20 protein-coding genes and 1 pseudogene are annotated in these 19,930 nt (G+C 69.1%); 5 read left to right on the forward strand and 16 right to left on the reverse strand.

From position 1 onward, the window contains the following. Positions 1–9: 9 nt before the first annotated feature. The 5 genes from GKO32_RS04020 to GKO32_RS04040 are packed head-to-tail and all read right to left on the reverse strand — an operon-like array spanning position 10 to position 4,389. Positions 10–1,218, reverse strand: coding sequence for a sensor histidine kinase (locus tag GKO32_RS04020; protein WP_154755405.1), 1,209 nt, complete (start codon positions 1,216–1,218; stop codon positions 10–12). Beyond that, positions 1,215–1,904 carry a response regulator transcription factor gene (locus tag GKO32_RS04025; protein ID WP_312867475.1) on the reverse strand — a complete coding sequence of 230 codons (690 nt, stop codon included), beginning with the start codon at positions 1,902–1,904 and terminating at the stop codon, positions 1,215–1,217. Before GKO32_RS04025 ends, GKO32_RS04020 begins: the two co-directional genes overlap by 4 nt. Then, the gene (locus GKO32_RS04030; protein WP_154755406.1) at positions 1,901–2,629 is read right to left on the reverse strand and encodes an FAD:protein FMN transferase; all 729 of its coding nucleotides are present in this window, start codon (positions 2,627–2,629) and stop codon (positions 1,901–1,903) included. The genes GKO32_RS04025 and GKO32_RS04030 overlap by 4 nt, the downstream gene beginning before the upstream one ends. Next, entirely contained in the window at positions 2,629–3,057 is a 429-nt protein-coding gene (locus GKO32_RS04035; RefSeq protein WP_154755407.1) for an FMN-binding protein, read from the reverse strand. The genes GKO32_RS04030 and GKO32_RS04035 overlap by 1 nt, the downstream gene beginning before the upstream one ends. A gap of 12 nt (positions 3,058–3,069) precedes the next feature. Continuing rightward, positions 3,070–4,389 (reverse strand): ferredoxin reductase family protein, encoded by a 1,320-nt coding sequence (locus GKO32_RS04040; protein ID WP_312867476.1) that lies wholly within the window; start codon positions 4,387–4,389, stop codon positions 3,070–3,072. Between the two features lie 107 nt (positions 4,390–4,496). Here GKO32_RS04040 and GKO32_RS04045 point away from each other — a divergent pair, with 107 nt between their 5' ends. After that, a complete protein-coding gene (locus tag GKO32_RS04045; RefSeq protein WP_154755409.1) occupies positions 4,497–5,006 on the forward strand; it encodes a DUF2231 domain-containing protein in 510 nt (169 codons plus the stop codon). A gap of 44 nt (positions 5,007–5,050) precedes the next feature. On the opposite strand, the gene GKO32_RS04050 is transcribed toward GKO32_RS04045, so the two are convergent. The 7 genes and pseudogenes from GKO32_RS04050 to GKO32_RS38700 form a co-directional block, all read right to left on the reverse strand. Further along, the gene (locus tag GKO32_RS04050; protein ID WP_154755410.1) at positions 5,051–6,304 is read right to left on the reverse strand and encodes an ABC transporter substrate-binding protein; all 1,254 of its coding nucleotides are present in this window, start codon (positions 6,302–6,304) and stop codon (positions 5,051–5,053) included. Between the two features lie 22 nt (positions 6,305–6,326). Continuing rightward, positions 6,327–7,523 (reverse strand): branched-chain amino acid ABC transporter permease, encoded by a 1,197-nt coding sequence (locus GKO32_RS04055; protein ID WP_312867477.1) that lies wholly within the window; start codon positions 7,521–7,523, stop codon positions 6,327–6,329. After that, positions 7,516–8,397, reverse strand: coding sequence for a branched-chain amino acid ABC transporter permease (locus GKO32_RS04060; protein ID WP_312867478.1), 882 nt, complete (start codon positions 8,395–8,397; stop codon positions 7,516–7,518). Before GKO32_RS04060 ends, GKO32_RS04055 begins: the two co-directional genes overlap by 8 nt. Further along, a complete protein-coding gene (locus GKO32_RS04065; RefSeq protein WP_154755535.1) occupies positions 8,398–9,246 on the reverse strand; it encodes an ABC transporter ATP-binding protein in 849 nt (282 codons plus the stop codon). It abuts the gene before it with no gap. Beyond that, entirely contained in the window at positions 9,243–10,052 is an 810-nt protein-coding gene (locus tag GKO32_RS04070) for an ABC transporter ATP-binding protein (RefSeq protein ID WP_154755411.1), read from the reverse strand. The genes GKO32_RS04065 and GKO32_RS04070 overlap by 4 nt, the downstream gene beginning before the upstream one ends. A 294-nt stretch (positions 10,053–10,346) precedes the next feature. Then, positions 10,347–11,213: pseudogene (locus tag GKO32_RS04075) on the reverse strand (LLM class flavin-dependent oxidoreductase); the annotation flags it as partial. Between the two features lie 12 nt (positions 11,214–11,225). Continuing rightward, complete coding sequence (locus GKO32_RS38700) at positions 11,226–11,552, reverse strand: LLM class oxidoreductase (RefSeq protein WP_246243141.1); 327 nt, start codon at positions 11,550–11,552, stop codon at positions 11,226–11,228. A gap of 536 nt (positions 11,553–12,088) precedes the next feature. Between GKO32_RS38700 and GKO32_RS04080 the strand changes: the two genes are divergently transcribed. Both GKO32_RS04080 and GKO32_RS04085 read left to right on the forward strand, forming a co-directional pair. Beyond that, complete coding sequence (locus tag GKO32_RS04080) at positions 12,089–12,454, forward strand: DUF488 domain-containing protein (RefSeq protein ID WP_154755412.1); 366 nt, start codon at positions 12,089–12,091, stop codon at positions 12,452–12,454. After that, positions 12,451–13,551: a tellurite resistance/C4-dicarboxylate transporter family protein gene (locus GKO32_RS04085; RefSeq protein ID WP_208024264.1), complete on the forward strand. Its 1,101-nt coding sequence runs from the start codon at positions 12,451–12,453 to the stop codon at positions 13,549–13,551. The genes GKO32_RS04080 and GKO32_RS04085 overlap by 4 nt, the downstream gene beginning before the upstream one ends. On the opposite strand, the gene GKO32_RS04090 is transcribed toward GKO32_RS04085, so the two are convergent. After that, on the reverse strand, positions 13,511–14,140 hold the full coding sequence (locus tag GKO32_RS04090; RefSeq protein WP_312867479.1) for a TetR/AcrR family transcriptional regulator: 630 nt from the start codon (positions 14,138–14,140) through the stop codon (positions 13,511–13,513). The two genes, GKO32_RS04085 and GKO32_RS04090, sit on opposite strands and share 41 nt — an antisense overlap. 73 nt (positions 14,141–14,213) lie before the next feature. Here GKO32_RS04090 and GKO32_RS04095 point away from each other — a divergent pair, with 73 nt between their 5' ends. Both GKO32_RS04095 and GKO32_RS04100 read left to right on the forward strand, forming a co-directional pair. Beyond that, complete coding sequence (locus tag GKO32_RS04095) at positions 14,214–15,698, forward strand: aldehyde dehydrogenase family protein (protein WP_154755413.1); 1,485 nt, start codon at positions 14,214–14,216, stop codon at positions 15,696–15,698. A gap of 21 nt (positions 15,699–15,719) precedes the next feature. Further along, on the forward strand, positions 15,720–16,160 hold the full coding sequence (locus GKO32_RS04100) for a nitroreductase/quinone reductase family protein (protein ID WP_154755414.1): 441 nt from the start codon (positions 15,720–15,722) through the stop codon (positions 16,158–16,160). Here the strand turns inward: GKO32_RS04100 and GKO32_RS04105 are convergent. The 3 genes from GKO32_RS04105 to GKO32_RS04115 are packed head-to-tail and all read right to left on the reverse strand — an operon-like array spanning position 16,154 to position 19,922. Next, positions 16,154–16,654 (reverse strand): peptidase associated/transthyretin-like domain-containing protein, encoded by a 501-nt coding sequence (locus GKO32_RS04105; RefSeq protein WP_154755415.1) that lies wholly within the window; start codon positions 16,652–16,654, stop codon positions 16,154–16,156. The two genes, GKO32_RS04100 and GKO32_RS04105, sit on opposite strands and share 7 nt — an antisense overlap. Then, complete coding sequence (locus tag GKO32_RS04110; RefSeq protein WP_312867480.1) at positions 16,651–17,349, reverse strand: dioxygenase family protein; 699 nt, start codon at positions 17,347–17,349, stop codon at positions 16,651–16,653. The genes GKO32_RS04105 and GKO32_RS04110 overlap by 4 nt, the downstream gene beginning before the upstream one ends. Then, on the reverse strand, positions 17,346–19,922 hold the full coding sequence (locus GKO32_RS04115) for a CaiB/BaiF CoA transferase family protein (RefSeq protein WP_154755416.1): 2,577 nt from the start codon (positions 19,920–19,922) through the stop codon (positions 17,346–17,348). The genes GKO32_RS04110 and GKO32_RS04115 overlap by 4 nt, the downstream gene beginning before the upstream one ends. Positions 19,923–19,930: the final 8 nt, after the last annotated feature.

Raw genomic sequence — 19,930 nt, forward strand, 5'->3', positions numbered from 1 at the left:
AAACCCGGATCAACTCACGCGAGGAAGGGTGAGCCGCAGGATCGCGCCGCCGGTGGTGGCGTTGTGGGCGGACACCGTGCCGCCGTGGCGGGCGGCGATCTCGCTGACCAGTGCGAGCCCGAGGCCGTAGCGACGCCGGCCGCCGGGGGACTCGGAGGCGGGTGGACCCGAGGCGAAGCGGGCGAACATGGTCGGCATGACTGCGGGGTCGATGCCGGGCCCGTCGTCGGTGACGGTGATCGTGACGTGTTTGCCCGACGGGAGCACGGTGACGCTGAGCGTGCCGGCGGCGTGGCGGATTCCGTTGTCCAGCAAGGCAGCCACCGCGCGCCGCAGCGCCACCTCCGTGCCTTCGACGGTGACGGGCGGACTGTCGGCGAGGTCGAGCCGCACGCCGTGTTCGGTGGCGGCGGGCCGTGCGGCGGACACCGCGTCGCGCACGATGGTCGTGAGCTCGATTCGCCGGCGCGGGGATTCCTGGCTGGGATCGGCGGCCAGGAGGAGGTCTTCGAGGATTTCGGTGAGCTGGTGGGCATCGGTGACGAGATCGTCCACTTCGGACTTGAGCGGGCTGTTCGCGGCGTGCCGTTGCAGGAGCTGGGCGCGGGTGCTGATCAGCGTGAGCGGGGTGCGCAGCTCGTGGCCGGCGTCGGCGACGAACCGGCGTTGCAGGGACAGCGCGCGTGCCAGTGGCACGATGGCGCGGCGGCCGGACCAGGTTCCCGCGGCGGCGGCCAGCACCAGGCCGATCGCACCGGTGACCAGCTGTGCTTTCAGCAGGCGGCCGCGCTCGACGTGCGCCGGGTGCAGGTCGAGCACGGCCTGGACGACCTCGTCACCGCGCCGCTCGGTCAGCGTCCGGTATTGGCCGTGTGGCACCGAAATATCGGAGGTGCGGGTGGCGCCGTCGGCCGCAGTGGCGGCGAGCGCGCTGCGGTCCAGCGCCGCCGGCGGCAGGCCGGGGCTGGTGTCGAGGCGCCCGCTGCGGGCGATGGCCAGCCAGACCCCGGCCGGCGGATCGGTGACGTCGTCGGTGCGCTGCACCGTGGTCGTCAGCATCGCGTTCTGGTCGGCTTCCTGGCTACGCAGCAGGACCAGTACCGCGACACCGCACAGCACGCCGACGGTGACCGCGACCGCGAGTGCCGCCTGCAGGCCGGCGGCCAGCGCGGTGCGGCGGATCATCCTGGCCTCGGTCGCCGGGCCGGCGCGGTTCACGTGACCAGGCCGAGCTGGTAGCCGCGTCCCCGGACGGTGTCGACGATCTTGCGCCCGAGTTTGCGCCGGAGGTAATGGATGTAGGTGTCGACCACGGCTTCGTTCTCGGCGTCGTCGAACACCAGGGAAAGCAGCCTGGACCGGGAGAACACGTGCCCGGGGTGGGTTGCCAGCAGTGCGAGCACGGCGCATTCCCGTTCGGACAGCCGGACCGGCGCGATGCCGTCCCGGGTGACCAGCCGGGTGTCGAGGTCGAGTCGTCCACCGGGCACGGGCAGGGTGCGCGCGGTGTCGAGGTGTCGCCGGCGCAGCGCGCGCAGGCGCGCGAGCAGCTCGTCGATGTCGAACGGTTTCGCGAGATAGTCCTCGGCTCCGGCGTCGAGCCCGGCCACGCGGTCGGCCGGGGTGGCGAGCGCGGACAGGATCAATATCGGCGTCACCACACCACGCCCGCGCAGCCGCGCCAGCAGGTCCAGCCCGTCGACCGCGGGCAGGCCCCGGTCCAGCAGCAGCACGTCGTAGCTCCGGGTGAGTCCCAGGTGCAGGCCGCGTTGACCGTCGGCCGCCTCGTCGACGTCGTAGCCCTCTTCGGCGAGCAGCCGGGTGAGCATGGCCAGCAGCTGCGGGTCGTCCTCCACGACCAGCACCCGCGGGGCCGGCGCCAGGCCGTTCATCAGGCCGTTCACGAGGCTATTGTGCCGGGCGGGACGAGCAGGTCGTCCAGCGCGGCCGAGCGGTGCACCCGCCGTGCGGCGTCGACCGCGTACACGAGGCAACCGGGCTGGGCGTCCGCCCAGGCGATCCCCTCGTGCCCGAGGGCGAACGCCGCGGTGGAGACCGCGTCGGCGGTCGTGAGGTCGGCGGCGACCACCGTGAGGCTGACCAGTTCGCGCGCGGGCAGCCCGGTACGGCCGTCGACGATGTGCTGGCCACGTTCGTAACTGCCGGAGGTGGCGACCGCCAGGTCCCGCACCGCGAACACCGCGCACACCGCGTGTGGCTGGTCGGGGTGGCGGATCCCGACCGACCAGGTGCGGCCGGCGGCGATCACGTCCCCGCCGGCGTTGAGGCAGAACCGCGACACCCCGGCGGCACGCAGCAGCTCGCCCGCGCGCTGCGCCGCCCAGCCCTTGACGATGCCGGACGGGTCGAAAGCCCGGCCGGGCAACCGCGCGCGGAAGGCCCCGCCGCTGAGCCGTTCGTAGGTCCGGCACAAGCCGGCGATCTCGCGCATCTCGGGGCTTTGCGGCCCGTGGAGATCGAACCGCGTGACTTCGCTGTCGTCGCGGAACGGGCTGAACCTGCGGTCCACCTCGCGCAGCCAGGCGAACGCCCGCTCGGCCGCGTTCGCTTCACCGCCGGGCACCTCGAGTGAGATGGGCAGGCCCATGATCTGGCGCACCAGCCGCATCAATGCCCCTTCGCGTCCAGTGCGCCCTGCAGCGACTGCGCGTAGGCCTCACTGGTCGCGGTGGCGCCGGAGACGGTGTCGATGTGCGCGCTCTGCGCCTGCAGGGCTTCCTGCCGCAGGGTCGGCTCGGCGGCGCCGGCGATGCGCCGGCTGTGCCGGTCGCCGGGTTCGGTGATCAGCGCGACGTCGGTGATCCGGTCGCCGGCGAAGGTGACCCGCACCTGGTATGGACCAAAGTCGCTGTCCACCGTCGGGCCGTCCACAACGGACTGATCGCCGGGCGGCCTCGGTGGTGCCGACGAGGTGGCCGAGGACGCCGGCGGTGCGGGCGCCGCCGCAGGGTGCGCGACCGACACTGCCGGCTGGTAGCGCAGCAGTGGCAGCAGGGCCGCGATGCCCAGCAACGCGATGACGAAAGCCTTGCGCATCAAGGGTTCCTTTCACGCCGCGAACGCGAAGCGTTCCGTGTGGCACTGCCCGGCCGGCACGCCCAGTTCGGTGAGGACGCCCCGGACGGCGTCGGTCATCCCAGGTGGACCGCATACGTAGACGTCGCGGTGCCGGATATCGGGCACCATCGCGGCGAGGTGGCGGGGCCCCAGCACCGGACCGAAGCGGCCGATCGCGGTGGACGGCCCGAGCACGAGGAACATCCGTGCACCGCAGCGGGCGGCCCAGTGCCGCAGCTCGTCGGCGAGGACGGCGCTGCCGGTAGTGCTCGTCCGGTAGATCAGGGCGATGTCGTCGCGCCGCGCGGCGAACTCTTCCAGCAGCGCGCGTACCGGTGTCACCCCGACGCCGCCGGCGATGAGCAGGACTTTGCGCTGTGTCCGGCGCTGCGCGGTGAACGCGCCGTACGGGCCTTCCGCGAGCACTCGCGTACCCGGCCGGACGTGCCGCAGCCAGGCGCTGCCGTCACCGAGCGCTTTGACGGTGATCCGCAGCCGGCGCCCGTCCGGCATGGCGGACAGCGAATAGGGATGGGCCTCCTGCCAGTGGCCGGCGGTGAGGAACCGCCAGAGGAAGAACTGCCCGGCCCGCGCCGGAAGCGCGTCCAGTGCGCGACCGGTGATCACCACGGACACCACGTCATCGCTTTCCGCCACGACCGACTCGACCCGCAGCCGGTGCCGGAGGTTGCGCACGAGCGGCAGCCCGATGCGGGAAATCGCGACCAGGCCGAGCGCCAGACCGTAGAGCGACCACCAGTACAGGCGGCCGGCGGGCGAGCCGGTGAAGTCCTGTCCGATGCTCACCTGGTGCAGGAACCCGAGTACGACCGCAAGGTAGGCGAGCAGGTGCAGCAGATGCCACGACTCGTAACGCAGCCGGCGTCGCGCCGCCCTGGCCGAGGTCACACCGACCACCACCAGCAGGACGAAGGCGATCGTCGCCAGCAGCACATCGTCGGTGTGGAACACGAGCGTGCCCACTTCGGCGAGCACCGGTGAACCGTCCTGCGCCGCGTACCCGAGAGTGATGAACACGACGTGCGCGACGAGGAGCCACAACACCCAGAAACCCGTCCACCGGTGCCACTGGGTCAGCCGGTCGAGCCCGAGCCGGCTTTCCAGCCACGGTAACCGGGAGATCAGCACCAGCTGCAGCACCAGCACAAGCGCGCCGTAGAGCCCGGCCAGTCTGCCCAGGACGGTCAGTACCCCGCCGGGCGCGCTGAGCTCGTGGCCGAGGACGAACAGGTCGGTGACCCACGCCGCGTTGAGACCCAGCAGGGCGAACAGCCACCATCTCGCGTTCACGACGTCCAGTGTCGGCGTGTTTTCTGAGTGAAACCTTGGCGGGCTCCAAGAAACCTCCCAGGAATGACCGGCAGGATGTGCCGCGTTCATCGCACGAAGGGGGCTCGATGCCTGGTTTCATCTCCGGGCTGCCGCTGCACGTACTGATCGTGCACGCGGTGGTGGTGCTGGTGCCGTTGTCGGTACTGGCCGCGGTCGCGGTCGCACTGTGGCCGGCGGCACGACGGCGGTTCGGCTGGATCGCCGTAGGTCTCACCGCGGTGGCGGCCGTGTGCATTCCGATCGCGACGAGCAGCGGGGAGGATCTGCGCGACCGGCTGGCACCCACGCCGCTGATCCGCCAGCACGCGCAACTGGGCGACCAGCTGCTGATCTTCGTCGCCGCACTGCTGGTGGTACTCGCCGCGCTGGTGTGGTTCAGCCGGCGCCTGCCGCGCGAGGGACCCGGCGCGGCCCGGCGTCCGATGCGTGCGGTGGTGCCGGTGCTGATGGTGCTGACCGTCGGGTTCGCGGCGGTCTCGGCGGTGCAGGTGATCCGCATCGGCGACTCGGGAGCCCGCGCCGCGTGGAGCGCCGTGCAGTACACCGCACCTCAGCACCACGGCGACGAGGGCTGAGCCGTCCGCGCACCGGCGCGCCGCGGCGCGCGCCGGTGCAGGGCTCACTTCTGGAACGGTGTCTTGTAAGCGGCTGCCTCCGGGCTTTCGAACAATGGCTTGACGTAGGTGATGCCGCCCGGCACCGCGGCGTCCGCCTGCGCGATGTAGCTCATCCGGCTGGATGGCTGGCCGGGCTGGGAGAAGTCCAGCTGACCGGCGAGTTCCCTGGTGTCGACCTTCGTCTTCGCCACCGCGTTGAGGATGCCCTGGCGGGTCAGATCCTTGTCGTTGCAGGCAGTGGTCAGCACGCTCTGCCACACCAGACCGGAGGCGTAGCCGAAGTCGACGCCGATGTTCGGCGTGTCGGTGAACTTTGCGCTGTACTTGGCCGCGACGTCCTTGGCCGCGGGAAGATCCGCCGAGAAGGGCACCACGCCGTTGACGAAGTAGAACTTGTCGAAGGCGTCCTTCGCCGGCGTGGACAGCAGAACCGGGTCGAAGGTCGGGTTGTTGCCGATGAACGGCACGTCGAAGCCCTGGGCCTTCGCCTGGGTCAGCGCCGAGGCCGTCTGCGCGGGCGTGGTGGTCAAGGCGATCGCCTTGACACCCTCGCTCTTCAGGCCGGTGATCGCGGCCGTCATATCGGTGTCCGTCGCGGTGATCTTTTCCGGGACGAGCGCGAGGTTGTGTGCCTTGGCGTAGGCCTGGCTACCCAGCAACCCGTTCTTGCCGTACTCGGAGTCGATGTAGATGTGCCCGATCTTGTCCCCGTCATGCACGAAACCCTTCTGCTGCATGAACGAGAACCCGTTGAGTTGCTCGATGTCGTAGGTCCCGCCGACCATCAGCACCGAGGGGCTGTCCAGGTTGGTCGACGCCCAGGATGCCGGCACGGACACCAGTTTCTCGTCGGTGATCTGTTTCTTCAGCGCGGCCAAGATCGGCGAGCCGAGCAGCTGCACCATGCCGAGCACGTCGTCGTGCATCTGGCCGTAGAGCGGAATCGCCTTGTCCGTGGCGTAGCCGTGGTCCTTTTCGATCAGCTTGATCTGCCGGCCGCAGATACCGCCGGCGTTGTTCACGTCGGTGGCCCACAACTCGCTGCCGTGCGTGATGCCGAGCCCGAGGTTCTTGAACGGCCCGGAGGCGTCGGTGAGCGCACCGAGCGTGATGTCGGTGTTCGTCACGCCGAAGTCCGTCTTGACGGCGGATCCACCGCCCTGTCCCGTGTTCTGGTTGCCCTTGGTGCTGCACCCGGCGAGCACGAGGGCCACGGCGACCGCGGCGGTGACCACCGCACGATGCGTCGTTCGCATGATGTCTCCTTCCGCTGACCGATCAAGCCTGGCGGGTGGCCGCCCGGTCGGTGACCCGGCGCCGGCCCGCCCGCCCGGTCGGCTGTTCCCCGGGCGCCCGGCCCGGGAGTCTCAGGCCGAGCCGGCGGCCGAGACCGGCCAGACCGCGCGGCTCGAACAAGATGATCAGGATGATCAGGGCGCCGAACGTGAGGTTGGTGATGACGATCGGCGTGAAGGCCGTGCCACTGCCGATGGTGCCGGATCCGCCTTGTGTGACAAGGGGAAGCGCGACGGGCAGACCGAAGACGACCACCGCGCCGAGCACCGCGCCCGGCAGTGACCCCATGCCGCCCACGACGATCATCGCGAGAAACGCGATCGAGACCGTGACGCTGTAGGTGCCGACGACCTCGGACTCGTCCGGCTTGGTGATCCCCGTCCACCAGGCCGTCATCACGCCGGCCAGGCCGGCATAGGCGGAGGAGATCGCGAACACGCTGGCCTTGGTTCGCACGACGGACACGCCGAGCACCGTCGCCGCCGTTTCGTGGTCCCGGACGGCCCGCCACGCGCGTCCGGGCCGGCCGCGCACCGCCCCCTGGGCGAGCAGATAAGCGACCACGGTCAGGAACAGGAAGAGGTACCAGGACCGCTCATCGCGGCCCAGCGGCACGCCTGCGATGGTGATCTCGGACAACTGCCGCGGCACATCCACACTGAGCCCGAAAACCGAGAACGGCGTGGGCGGGCGGCCGCTGGATGTACTTCCGGCGATCGAGGGCAACGCCCTGCCGAGCCAGAACCCCAGGAAGACCAGGGCGAGCGAGGCGACGCCGAGATAGATGCCGCGCAACCGGCCGCTCACCGGTGCGAACGCCGCCCCCGCCAGCCCGGAGATGAGAACCGCGCCGATCATGCCCGCCAGGGGCGGCCACCCCAGGCCGATATAGGTCGGATCGGTGGTCGGACCGGTGAGCACCGAATACGACACCGCTCCGACGAGGAGGAAGAACGCCTGGGCCAGCGACAGCTGACCGGCCTGTCCGGTGAGGATGGTCAGGCCGATGGCGCCGACGGCGCCCGTCATGATCCAGGTGCCGACCTTCAGCCAGTCGCCGGGAAGATACAGCGGCAGCAGCAGGAGCACCGCGATCAGCGCGGCGACGGCAGTGATCTTGACGACCTTGCCGATCCGCCACACCCGGTCCGCCCGGGCCCGCGCCGGCCGGCTAGACACGGGACTGCACCACCTTCCCGAACAGCCCGGACGGCCAGAACACCAGGACGACCAGCATCACCAGGTAGACCGCGACCTTGCTGAAATCCAGGCTCACGTACTGGGCGGTGAACGCCTCGGTGAGACCGACCACGAAGCCGCCCACCACCGCGCCGCCCGGCGAGGTCAGGCCGCCGATGATCGCGGCCGGGAAAGCGGCCAGTGCGACGCCGTGCGTCGCCGGGGACAGCCCGCCTCCCGAGAAATCCTGGGTGGCGAGGAAAAGCACCGAGATCCCGGCGAGCGCACCACCGACGGCCCAGGCACCGGCCCGGACCCACGCGATGCGGATGCCCATCAGCGCGGCGGCCTCCCGGTTCTCCGACTGCGCCCGCATCGCGATGCCCCACGACGAGAACCGGAACGCCACGAAGAACACGACGATCAACGCCACGGCCACGCCGAAAGCCACGGCCTGAGTCCGCCCGATCGTCACGCCGCCCAGCACGATCGGCCGGACGTCATAGGGATCACCGAGGAACGGGGCAGCCTCGGTGCCGAGGCGCCGGGCGATCTCGGTCAGCAGCACGACGTCGACCCCGATGGTCAGGATCGCGAGGCCGGCGTCGCTGGCGAAGCGGGCCCGCGCCAGCAACAGACGCTCGACCACGACGGCGAGCAGTGCGGCCGCGGCGATCCCGGACAGCGCGGCCACCCACCAGCCCACGGAGGGCTTCAGGACGGCCACCACGTAGCCGCCGAACAGGGCGAGCGAGCCGTGCGCGAAGTTCACCACCTGGGTCGCCTTGTAAATGATGACGAAGCCCAGCGCGAGAAGGGCGAAGACCGCGCCTTTTCCCGTGCCGTTGATCAGTACCTGGAGAAAAGCACCCACCTAACCGGCCTCCCTCCCCGGTTCGCCGCCCGCGTCACCGGCGGAGTCCTCATTCCCCAGGTAGGCGTGGATGACAGCGGGCGAGGACTGCACGGCGGCCGGGACGTCGTCGGCGATGAGCCTGCCGAAGTCGAGGACCGTGACCCGGTCGGCGATGCCCATCACCAGTCCCATGTCATGCTCGACCAGCAGGACCGAAACCCCGAGTTCGTCGCGGACGTCCTGGATCAGCCTCGCCATGTCGGCGGTCTCACCGGCACTCATCCCCGCCGCGGGTTCGTCCAGCATGAGCAGTGTCGGTTCGACGGCCAGGGCACGGGCTATGTCGACGCGCTTCTGGTCGCCATACGGCAGCGCACCGGCGGGTGTCCGCAGGTACCGGGTGATCCCCAGGAATTCGCAGATCTCGGTCACCCGCTCGCCGTGGCGCCGGGCGGATCTGGACGTCCACGGCGCACGGAGGCCGTAGGAAAGAAAGCCGCCCGCCGTCAGGCTGTGCCTGCCCAGCATCACGTTGTCGAACACGGTCGAGGTCGGCGACAGGGAAAGGCTCTGGAACGCGCGGCCGATTCCCAGCCCGGCGAGGCGGTGCGCGCGCGTCTTTGTCAGGTCGATCTCGCCGAGGGTGATGCGGCCCTCGGCGATCCGGTACACCCCGGAAATCGCGTTGAAGCAGGTCGACTTGCCGGCGCCGTTGGGTCCGATGAGCGCGTGAATCGAGCCGGGTTCGACCGTGAAACTGACGTGGTCGAGCGCGACGAGTCCGCCGAACCGCACGGTCAGGTCGTCGACCCGCAGCGGTCTGACACGTCGGCCGGAGCGGGTCTGCTGCGCGGTGGTCTGGGTCATCCCGACCACGCCCGCAGCGTCGGCCGGCGCCGGCGGTGATCCTGGGCCTCCGTGGCCGCCGCGACGGCCGCGGCCTCGCTCTCCGCATGTCCGCCCAGGTACAACTGCTGAATGTCGTCCGATTCGACCAGTTCTTCCGCACTGCCTTCGAGGGTGAGGTGCCCGACCTCGAGCACGACCGCCCAGTGCGCAACGCCCAGCGCCATCGTCGCGTTCTGCTCGACGAGGACGACCGACGTACCCGCCGCATTGATCTGCTGCACAATCGAGCCGAGCCGGGAAACGAGCTGCGGCGCGAGACCGAGCGACGGTTCGTCCAGCAGCAGCGTGTCGGGGGAGGCCATGAGGGCCCGGCCGATAGCCAGCTGCTGCTGCTCGCCGCCGGACAGCAAACCACCGACTTGTCTGGCGCGCTCCGCCAGCACCGGGAACAGCTCGTACACCCGATCCCGCGCCGCAGTGCGCGTCCGGGCGGGCGAGGCCAGTCCGCCTGCCCGGAGGTTGTCCTCGACGGTCATCCCGGTGAAGATCTGCCGGCCTTCGGGGACTTGCAGTACGCGGCGCCGGACGATCTGCGCCGGATCCATCCGGTCGATCCGGACCCCGTTGTGCAGCACCTGGCCATGGGAGATCGCCCCGTTGTGCAAGGGCAGGGTGCCGGAGATGGCGCGCAGCAAGGTTGTCTTGCCGGCCCCGTTTCCGCCCAGCACGGCCACCACGGATCCATCGGACACATCGAGACTGACCTCGGAGAGAGCCTGCACGGATCTCCCGTAGCGAACCGAGACCTGCCTGACGCTGAGCATCCGTTCCCGCCTGTGCACCACCCGTTGTCGACGCTGCCCTGTACGGCGCCCGGTCCGAGCCAGACGTCACCCGAAAGTGTTGCGCGCCGTCTCACTGGGTAAACACGCTGGAGGAAAATCGGCCCCGATTCGATACCGTGAAGCGTCGCGGAACCGCCTAGTTCGACCACCTCGACAAGGTGACCTTTCGGGCTTTTCCGTCATCCCGGAGCCGGCCCGCCGGCGAGGCGATCTTTTTGAATCGCCGATCGTTGCGGAGGCTTCGTGGTGGTGGTTTCGTGGGCGGCCTGGGATTCAGCGCAGCAGTGGCAGGAGGTGGGTGCCTTGGCGTTCGATCTCCCGCAGGTAGGGGGTGTCCGACAGGATGAAGTGGGTGATCCCGAGTTCCTGGTAGCGGCGCAGGGAGTTCGCCACGTCCTCGGCCGATCCGACCAGCCATGTGGTGCCCGCACCGCCGCCGCCGAAACGGCCTGGTGTGGTGTACAGGTTGTCGTCGAGGACCTCGCCGCGGGCGGCCAGGTCGAGCAGGCGTTGCTGCCCCGTGGCGACGAGCCGGTTGGGGTCGCGGAAAGTCGTGTCCGTCGCCATCCGGGCGACCTTCGCTCCGGCGTCGGCCCAGGCCTGGTCGGTGGTGTCACGCACGAGCGTGGTGACGCGCAGCCCGAATTGTAGCGGCGGGTGCTCGCGGTCGAGTTTCTCGCTGACGTCCTTCAGCCGGTCGATGCGCTCGGCGATGCCCGCGAGAGGCTCACCCCAGAACAGCTGTACGTCGGCTTCGGTGGCGGCGACCTCTTCGGCTGCCGGTGACGCGCCGCCGAAGTACAGCCGCGGGTGCCGCCGGTCGCCGCGTACCACCGGGCGCGGGGTGAGCGTGGAGCCGGTGACGGAGAAATGCTCGCCGTGGTAGGTGACATCCTCCTCGGTCCACAGCTTCCGCACGATCCGCAGGAACTCCTTGGTCCGGGCGTAACGGTGCGCCTGATCGCCTTCGCTGTCACCGTAGGCGGCGAGATTGTCCTTACCCGACACGATGTTCACCAGCACCCGGCCGCCGGTGAGATGGTCGAGGGTCGCGGCGGCGGACGCGAAGGTCGCCGGACGCCAGTAACCAGGGCGGATGGCGACCAGCGGCTGGAACGTGGTCGTCCTGGCCGCCAGCGCGGTGGCGACGGTCTAGGTGTCGGGCCTGCCCCAGCCGGCGCCGATGAGCGCGCCGCCCCAGCCGTGCTCTTCCAGGGCTCGCGCGTGACTGGTGAGGGTGTCCAGGCTGTTGTGGTCCGAGGTCACCGGTTCCCCACGGTGCCCCGGCTGGCTCTGGTTCGGGATGTACCACAGGAATTCCAGGCTCATGAGGCCACAACCCCGTTCAGTTGGCGTGGGTCCGCGAGACCGGGCCGCCCGCGCAGCCCGCGCCGGCGGCAGGTCTTCGTCAAGGTGCAGCAGGAAACCGAGCCGGAATGCACGCCCGTCGCCGAGCCCGGCCCCGATCGGTGCGCTCACAGCTTCAGCCCGGTTCCATGCACGCCGTGCTCGTCGATCAATGCCGGCTCTTCCGTTGTCAGGGGCGGGAAATCCCGCGCACGGACGTTGTGGTCCAGCTGCGGACTATATGGTGCCCCGCGGTTTCCGCCAACGCGTCTCACTTTTCAGGATCAGCGGAAACGGTCCTGAATAGACGGAACAGGAAAAGGACTCCGGAATGATCGTCACCCCGGCGCCGGCCGCGACAAGGCGCGCCATATCGGGAAAACTGTCCAGCCGGTGCGCGACAGGGCGGGGTGCGTAACACCAGTGGGTGCGCCATGAGGAACTCCGACTCGGTCCCGGCGGGCGCGGCCAGCACGGTCCGGAACCCGATGAGCGTCACCGTGCCTGACGCGCTGTCCCGCGTCGCCGCCACCGCACTCTCGGCGTCATCGAGGGCGCGCAGCAGCCTCGTTCGCATTCGAACAAACGGACTCTTCATGACCGGATTGCTGGCCCCCGCCTTGCGTGCTCTCGGTGCCGGGACGACCATGAAAGGAAAGGAGCGTGCCATGGCTGCACACATCGCCTACCGCAGGATCTATGACGAACCCGGCCACTCGGACGGCGTGCGGGTGCTGGTGGACCGGGTGTGGCCGCGCGGAATGCGCAAGGAGGACGCCCACCTCGACGAGTGGTTGCGCGAGGTGGCGCCGTCGACCGAACTGCGCCGCTGGTATGGGCATGATCCGGAACGGTTCGCCGAGTTCCGCCGCCGGTACCTCGCCGAGTTGCGCGATCCGTCACGGCGGGAGCCGGCGCAGCGCCTGCACTCGCTCGCCCGCACCCGCAACCTGACGCTGCTGACGGCGACTCGCGATGTCGAGCACAGCCAAGCCGCCGTGCTGGCGCAGTGGCTGGCGGACGGTTGTCCGTGACCGAGCCGGCGCCGGGTCACCGCGTCGACCGCATGACCAGGCGGGCAGCACCGTCCCTCAGCCCACCGTGGGCGCAGTGGCGGTCAGTCGTGCGTGATCTCGACCCGGGCGTGTTCGCGTTCGTCATGGCGACCGGGATCGTGTCGGTCGCGCTGACCCCGGCTCCCGTGTCGGATGTGCTGCTGCTCATCGCGCTGGCCGGCTACCTGGGGCTGGTCGTGGTGTCCGGCTGGCGCCTGCTGCGGTGGCCCCGGCGGATGCTGGCCGATGCGCTCGGCCCGCGCGGTTTCGGCGTTCTCACCTTCGTGGCGGCGTCGAACGTGCTGGCCGCCCGCCTTGCGGCTGGTGACTTTCGCTGGCCGGCGGTCGTGCTGTTTCTCGTGGGTGTGCTGGCCTGGCTGGTGCTCGGCTACGGGGTGCCGCTGGGACTGATCGGCGACACACACCGCCACCCGAGCCTGGAACAGGTCAACGGCACCTGGTTCCTGTGGGTGGTGGGCACGCAGTCCGTCGCGGTGGCCGCGGCCTCGCTCGCCCCGTTCGGACAGGCCATGGTCGTGACGGTGGTGGGCCTGGTGTGCTGGGCGATCGGGCTGGTGCTGTACCTGTTGCTGGCGGGGATCGGCCTGGCGCGAATGCTGGTTCGCCCGGTCTCGCCGAGGGATCTCGTGGCGCCCGACTGGGTGTTCATGGGCGCGGCGGCGATCACGATCCTGGCCGGTGCCCGGTTGCTCACCCTGCCCGCCGCCACGCACCTGGTGTCCCGCGACGTCCTCACCGGTGCCTTGCTGACGCTGTGGTCGTTCTGCACCTGGCTGATCCCGATGCTGCTCGCCCTCGGCGTGTGGCGTTATGTCAGGCATCTCGTGTCGTTGAGCTACGACAGCGGACTGTGGGCCGTGGTGTTCCCGGTGGGCATGTACGGCGTGGCCACCACACAGCTCGGCAAGGTCACCGATACCGCCTGGCTCGCCGCCCTCGGTGACTACGCGAAATGGGTGGGGCTGGCCCTGTGGATCATCGTGTTCGCCGGAATGCTCCTCGCCGCGGGGCGATTCACGGGGACGCGGTGGGTGCGGGCAGGAAAGCATGCGTGACCGCTTTGCGGAGTGCCGTGCGGCGCTGATCGTGCTCTTTCTTGGTGTCGTCCGGGCCGGCCGCGGTGGTGACGCTGGTGGGTGCCCAGGCGAGGGAGAGCGCAATGACCAGGTCGTGGATCTCGCCCGGGGTGTAGTCGTCGCTGATTCGTCCTGTTTGTTGCTGCTCGGCGATCGCGGCGAGCTTCGGTGCGTCCAGGGCGGGGCAGTCAGGGAAGAGCGTGCCGGTGGGGCGGCGTTCGAGGCGGGTCCAGGTGGCGAGCCGTAGCCACAGGGGGTTGGCGAGGTAGGCGTTGTAGAGAGCGACGGCGTAGCCGGGAAGATCGCCGGCGTCGAGGGGAGCGGCGTCGACGATCGCGGCGACGTTGTCGGCGAGGACGGCGTCGAAGAGCGCTTCCTTGCTGCCGTAGTAGGCGTAGATCCTGGCCTTGTTGGCGCCCGCGTTGGCGGCGATGTTGTCCACGCGCGCTCCGGCGATGCCGTACCGGGCGAACTCTTCGGTGGCGGCGTCGAGGATCCGGCGACGGGTGGCCTGGCCGTCGCTGCGGGTCCGGCGCAGGCGGGTGCCGTCGGGCTGGGATCGAGTCACGCCATGAGTTTAAGAGCACCGGTTGGTTGGGTTATAGTGGAGCGATAACCGAACTAACTAGTTAGGACGCTTGATGCCTTTCCTTGCTCCTCTCTCCGATCGGCCCCGCCATGCCCTGCTGGACGAGGGCCCGCTGCCGTTGTTCATCGGCGGCGAGTTCGTTCCGCCGATCTCCGGCCGGTGGGAGCCCACGATCGACCCGACGACCGAGCTGCCCCTGACCACCGTCGCCATCGCCGGCGCCGAGGACGTCGACGCAGCGGTCAGGGCGGCGCGGACCGCCTTCGAAGACCCGTCGTGGTCGGCGATCACGCCGCAGCGGCGTACCGAGCTTCTGCTGCAGATCGCCGACGTCATTCAGGCCCACGCCGAAGAGCTGGCCGTGCTGGATTCCCTGGAGATGGGCGGCGCACTGTGGGTCAACCGGTGGCTGGCGGGCCAGTGCGTCGACGTGCTGCGGCACTACGCCGGGTGGCCGACCAAGATCTACGGCCAGATCGCCCCCGCCGAACCGGGGAAGTTCCACTACACCGTGCGTGAGCCGCTCGGGGTCGTGGCCGGGATCACCGCCTGGAACGGTCCGCTCCAGCAGTTGTGCTGGAAGCTCGGTGCCGCGTTGTCGACCGGCAACACCTTCGTGCACAAACCCGCGTTGTGGTCTTCGCTTTCGGCGATCCGGCTCGCCCAGCTCATCGCCGCCGGGACCGAACTGCCCGCCGGCGTGTTCAACGTCGTCACCGGCGACGGCGCGCTCACCGGGCAAGCGTTGATCGAGCACCGTGGCGTGGACAAGATCTCTTTCACCGGCTCGGTGGCCACCGGACAGCACATCCTGCGCACCTCGGCGGCCGACCTCAAGCGGGTCACCCTCGAACTGGGCGGGAAGTCGCCGACGATCGTGTTCGACGACGCCGATCTCGAAGCCGCCGCACGGACCGCGGCGGCGGCGTTCTGCCAGGGTACGGGCCAGGGCTGCGTAGCGGGCAGCCGCATCTTCGTGCAGGAGACCGTCAAGGACGAGTTCCGCGAACTTCTGCTCGCGGCGATGGACGCCTACGTCGCCGGGGACCCATTCGCCGACGGTACCCAGATCGGGCCGCTGGCCTCTCGTGCGCATTTCGACCGGGTCAGCGGCTATCTCGACCTGGCACGTGAGGAGGGCGCGACCGTCCAGGCGCGTGGTGACTGGGAGGCCGAGGGGCTGTTCATGCGCCCCGTATTGCTGGAGAACGTCACCCCCGCGATGCGTGTCGTCCGTGAGGAGATCTTCGGCCCCGTATCGGCCCTGATGACCTTCACCGATATCGAGGACGCGATCGCCAAGGGCAACGACACCGACTATGGCTTGTCCGCATCGGTGTGGACCCGCGACTTCGCCCGCACCCAGCGCGCCGCCGCGGGTCTGCGAGCCGGCACGGTGTGGGTCAACGGCTATGCGGACATGAGTACCGGGACGGTTCCGTTCGGCGGCTTCAAGATGTCCGGGCTGGGGCGAGAACACGGCACCGATGTTCTCGACGCCTACACCGAGACCAAGACCGTGATGGTCAACAGCTGAAACGAAAGGAGCCGCACGGTCATGGCCGCGAAACCCGGCCTCGGCGCCATCCGGCGTGCGCTCGATCTCGGCACCGGCTCGAACGCATGGGAGCGCACCGTCGACATCACCACCATCGGCGCTAGGACGGGACTGCCCCGGCGGATCGAGATCTGGTTCCACCACGTCGGCGGGCGATGGTACCTCAGCAGTACCCCCGCCCGCCGCGACTGGCACCGGAACCTCCTCGTGACGCCGCGCTTCACCTTCCACCTCAAGCACGGCATTCACGAAGACCTCGCAGCCACCGCGGTGGAAGTGTCCGATCCGGGCGAGCGACGGCGAATCCTCCAGTACATTGTGGACGATCTCAATCAGCCCCACAATCCCGGCGCCGTGCCGCAGCCCCAGAATGTCGAAGACTGGATCGAAGGCAGCCCGCTCGTCGAGATCGTGTTCGACATCATGCAGGCGGATCAGTAGTCGAAGAAAACGCTTTCTTCGGCTCCCTGCAAGTGAATGTCGAAGGTCAGTCCATCGACGGTCCGCCGGGCGACGAGCCGGTGCCGCTCGGCTTCGGGAACGAGACCGAGTACGGGATCGGCGGAATTCTCGCGCTCGTCAGGGAAGTACAGCCGGGTCACGACCTGTTTGATCAGCCCGCTGGCGAAGACGGCGACGGTGAAATGTGGTGCCTGCGCCCGCCCGTCCGGCAACGGAGCCGCGACGGGTTTGCGCACGACGAACCGGAATATCCCGTCCTCGTCCGCGCGGGCACGGGCCCACTGGTCACCTTGCCAGAGCTCGACAAGGGTGTCGGGATACGGGATGGCCTTCCCTTCGCCGTCGAAGACCGAGCCGCTGATGCGGATGGCGTCGCCGGCGTCAGCGGAGACGGTCCGCTCACTTCCGTCGAACATCAACGCGAACCCGTACAGCGGCCCGATGGTTTGCGAGGGGCTGATGACGTCGCTCATGTCAACGGCTCCCGCGGGGTCATCTCGCGGCCACGCAGCACGATGTCCCAGTCGTAGGCGAGCGCGGCGTCGACGTCGCCGAGTTCGGTGTCGTCCCAGTTCAACCGGGCGGTGAGCCGGTCGAGCCCACGCGGGTCGCCGACCGACTGCGCGATCGCATCGAAGGGGAGCAACGGGTCACCTTCGAAATAGCACTGGGTGATGATGCGGCTGCCAAGGTCGGGGCCGAACACCGAGACATGGATGTGCGCGGGCCGGAACATCCCGCGGAAACGGCCCGGATAAGCCGCCGGTTTGATCGTCCGGAAACGGTAGTGTCCCGACGAATCGGTGAGCGTCCGGCCGGCGCCGGTGAAGTTCGGATCGAGCGGCATGAGCCCGGGATCCGCCGTGTCGACGTACCGTCCCGCCCCGTTGGCCTGCCAGATTTCGACGAGTGTATGGGGCACGCCGCGACCGTCGCTGTCCAGGACCCGCCCCGACAGGGTGATGAACTGGCCGATGGGCCGGCCGGGGTGCTGGGTGGTCAGGTCGTTGTCGCCGGGCCGCACGGCGACCCGGCCGAATACCGGCCCGGGGGAGCGGTGGAACCATTCGGGCGGCAGCTGGATGAGCCGTTTCCGTGGTGCTCTGAGCACAGTGGACTTGTACCGAGGGTTCAGATAAGGCGGATTGATGTCGATGAATCCGGTCACAGCGCCCCGCTTTCCGTCAAATCGGCCACCTGCGTTTCGGTCAGTCCCAGAATCGTCCGCAGGACATAGCCGGTGTCCTCGCCGTAACTCGGACCGGAACGGTCGAACGGTCCGCCGATATAGGACGGTGTCTCGCTCATCCGCACCGGATGTTCCTTGACCGGCCACACCCCGATGTGGGACTGGTTCAGCTCGACCATCCATTCCCGGTACCGCAACTGGGGATCCGATTCGTACCGGTCCTGCGCGGTCTGGCACACGCCGGCCGGGACCGATCGCGCCTGCAACGCGGCCATCAACTCGAAACCGTCCCGGTGGCGCGTCGCGTCGTCGAGCAGGCGATCGAGCTCGTCCTGGTGCGCGAGCCTGGCTTCACGCGTGGCGAACCGGGACTCGCGCGCCCATTCGGGGTCGCCCAGTTCCGTGATGAGCGCTGCCCACTGCTCTTCGGTGAACACCGACAGCGCGATCCAGCGGTCGTCGCCCTGGGTGCGGTAGGCGCCGTGCGGGGCGGCCGGCTTGGCGGGCGAGCGGTTCCCGTAGCGGGACCAGGCCCGGCCGTTCACCGACCAGTCGAGCACGGCCGACCCGGTCAGGTAGATGCCGGTTTCCCCTTGTGAGGCGTCGATGTGGCAGCCCGCCCCGGTGACGGCCTTCCGGTAGAGCGCGGCGAGCATCGCGTTGGCCATGTTGTAGGCGCCGAACCAGTCCAAATAGGAGTATCCGATGCCTGCGGGCGGGAACGGTGCCGGCAGCCCGGACATCTCGGTGAGCCCGGAGAATCCCTGCGCGGTCGGGCCGTAGGCGCGAGCCTGCCCGTAGGTGCCGTGCTGTCCGAGACCCGACTGCTGAACGTAGATGATGCCCGGGTTCAGTTCCTTGAGCCGCTCGTAGCCTAGCCCCATCCGTTCCATCGTGCCGGGAGAGAATCCTTCGACGACCATGTCCGCGTCGCGGATGAGGTCTTCCAGGATCTGCCGTCCGCGCGGATGCTTGAGGTTGAGGGAAATACCGAGCTTGCCCGCGTTGACCTCCATGAAGTTCCCGCATTGGTCCGGACCGGTCACCTCGGGAGCCGGGAGGGCCGCCGTCGCGCTGTCGCGTTCCGCGCGACCGCCCGGCGGGCACATCCCGAAGCCGAACCGCATGCTGTCCCACCGGGACTCGTGTTCGACCTTGATGACCTCGGCGCCCATCGCGGCCAGGAAGCGGCCCGCGCCGGCACTCGCGAGCATCCAGCTGAGGTCGACGACACGGACGCCAGACAGCGCGAAGGGCTTGCCCCGCTTGCTCACTTGGCTCGGCCCGGCCATGCAACGCGGAGCCTGCGGCGGGCGGGGTGCCCACTCGGACAGCACGGTCTCGGTGTGCTCGCCGAGCAAGGGCGGCCGGGGGCCGTGACGCCACGGGACTTCGGGGCAGAACCACTTGGCGCCGACATAGGTGAACGTCTCGCCGAGTTCGGGATGGTGGACCTCCACGAAGCTGTCCCTGGCCTGCCAATGGTCGTCGTCGATGTTCTCCTCGGGACGCCGGATGGGCGCCCACGGCAGCCCTTCCGCCTGGGCGTCGCGCCAGATGTCGCGGTCGAACAGCAGGCGGCCGACCAGGTTGTCGGTCACTTGGGCGATGTGCGCGACGGTCTGCGGCTGGGTCCGGTAGTCGTCGTCGGCATACCGCGGGTCTTCGAGGTCGGCCTGCATCCCGTACTTGCGCAGCAGCCGCAGTTCGCTCTCCCAGTTCGAGCCGAAGCTCTTGAGATAAGTGCGGTAGGGCATCACGTACCGGCCATCCTTGGTGATGGACAGCGACGGCACGGTCGAAGCGGGCATCGAATGCCGGCTGGTGAGCCGGAAGTGCTGCTGCCGAAGGAAAACCCAGTCCGGCATATCGGTCTCGGTGTTGGCGCTGACCGCCTGGTGCACGCTGGCGTCCAGTTGCTGACCACGGCCGGTGCGCAACCGGCTGGTCAGCGCGCCGAGGATCGACATGACCGCCATTTCGCCCGCGATCTGGTAGGACTGCCACATCTGGGGCGCGATGGGCGGGGTGTCGTAATCACCGGCGGGGTCGGGGTCGTAGCCGCAGTTCATCATCACCCCGCCGAGCGCGAGGTGCACGAGGTCGCTGCCCAGATGCGCCGCCCACGGCCCGTCGTCGCCGAACGGGCTGATTCTGGTATAGACCAATCCTGGATTGGTGTCGCGCAGCCGTTCGTAGCCGAGTCCCCGCTCGGCCAGATACCCGGGTGGCCGGCTGTCGATCACGATATCGGCGGCCCGCGCGAGCGCGGCGAAGTCCTGTCGTCCTTTCTCGGTGTCGAGGTCGAGTACGACGCTGCGTTTGCCGAAGTTGTAGTGCCAGAAATGAAGACTGCGGTCCGGGTCGGCGATGTCGTGGTAGAAGGGGCCGTAGCCGCGCGTCACCTCGCCCGAAGGCGGCTCGACCTTGACCACGTCGGCGCCAAGGCCCGCCAGCAGTTTGCCACAATATTCGCCGAGCTCGTCGGCGAGTTCGAGGACTCGGATACCGCCGAGGAACGATTCGGCGGCGACGTCGCTGCGGGGACTCATGAGGTCGA

The sequence above is a fragment of the Amycolatopsis pithecellobii genome, assembly GCF_009707865.1.
GTDB classification, from domain to species: Bacteria; Actinomycetota; Actinomycetes; order Mycobacteriales; family Pseudonocardiaceae; genus Amycolatopsis_E; species Amycolatopsis_E pithecellobii.

Excerpts from the sequence above, each read along its gene's own strand:
- GKO32_RS04030 (WP_154755406.1), bottom strand. The coding sequence starts at position 2,629 with ATGCGGCTGGTGCGCCAGATCATGGGCCTGCCCATCTCACTCGAGGTG.
- GKO32_RS04035 (WP_154755407.1), bottom strand. The coding sequence starts at position 3,057 with ATGCGCAAGGCTTTCGTCATCGCGTTGCTGGGCATCGCGGCCCTGCTG.
- GKO32_RS04045 (WP_154755409.1), top strand. The coding sequence starts at position 4,497 with ATGCCTGGTTTCATCTCCGGGCTGCCGCTGCACGTACTGATCGTGCAC.
- GKO32_RS04050 (WP_154755410.1), bottom strand. The coding sequence starts at position 6,304 with ATGCGAACGACGCATCGTGCGGTGGTCACCGCCGCGGTCGCCGTGGCC.
- GKO32_RS04065 (WP_154755535.1), bottom strand. The coding sequence starts at position 9,246 with ATGACCCAGACCACCGCGCAGCAGACCCGCTCCGGCCGACGTGTCAGA.
- GKO32_RS04070 (WP_154755411.1), bottom strand. The coding sequence starts at position 10,052 with ATGCTCAGCGTCAGGCAGGTCTCGGTTCGCTACGGGAGATCCGTGCAG.
- GKO32_RS04080 (WP_154755412.1), top strand. The coding sequence starts at position 12,089 with ATGGCTGCACACATCGCCTACCGCAGGATCTATGACGAACCCGGCCAC.
- GKO32_RS04095 (WP_154755413.1), top strand. The coding sequence starts at position 14,214 with ATGCCTTTCCTTGCTCCTCTCTCCGATCGGCCCCGCCATGCCCTGCTG.
- GKO32_RS04100 (WP_154755414.1), top strand. The coding sequence starts at position 15,720 with ATGGCCGCGAAACCCGGCCTCGGCGCCATCCGGCGTGCGCTCGATCTC.
- GKO32_RS04105 (WP_154755415.1), bottom strand. The coding sequence starts at position 16,654 with ATGAGCGACGTCATCAGCCCCTCGCAAACCATCGGGCCGCTGTACGGG.
- GKO32_RS04115 (WP_154755416.1), bottom strand. The coding sequence starts at position 19,922 with ATGAGTCCCCGCAGCGACGTCGCCGCCGAATCGTTCCTCGGCGGTATC.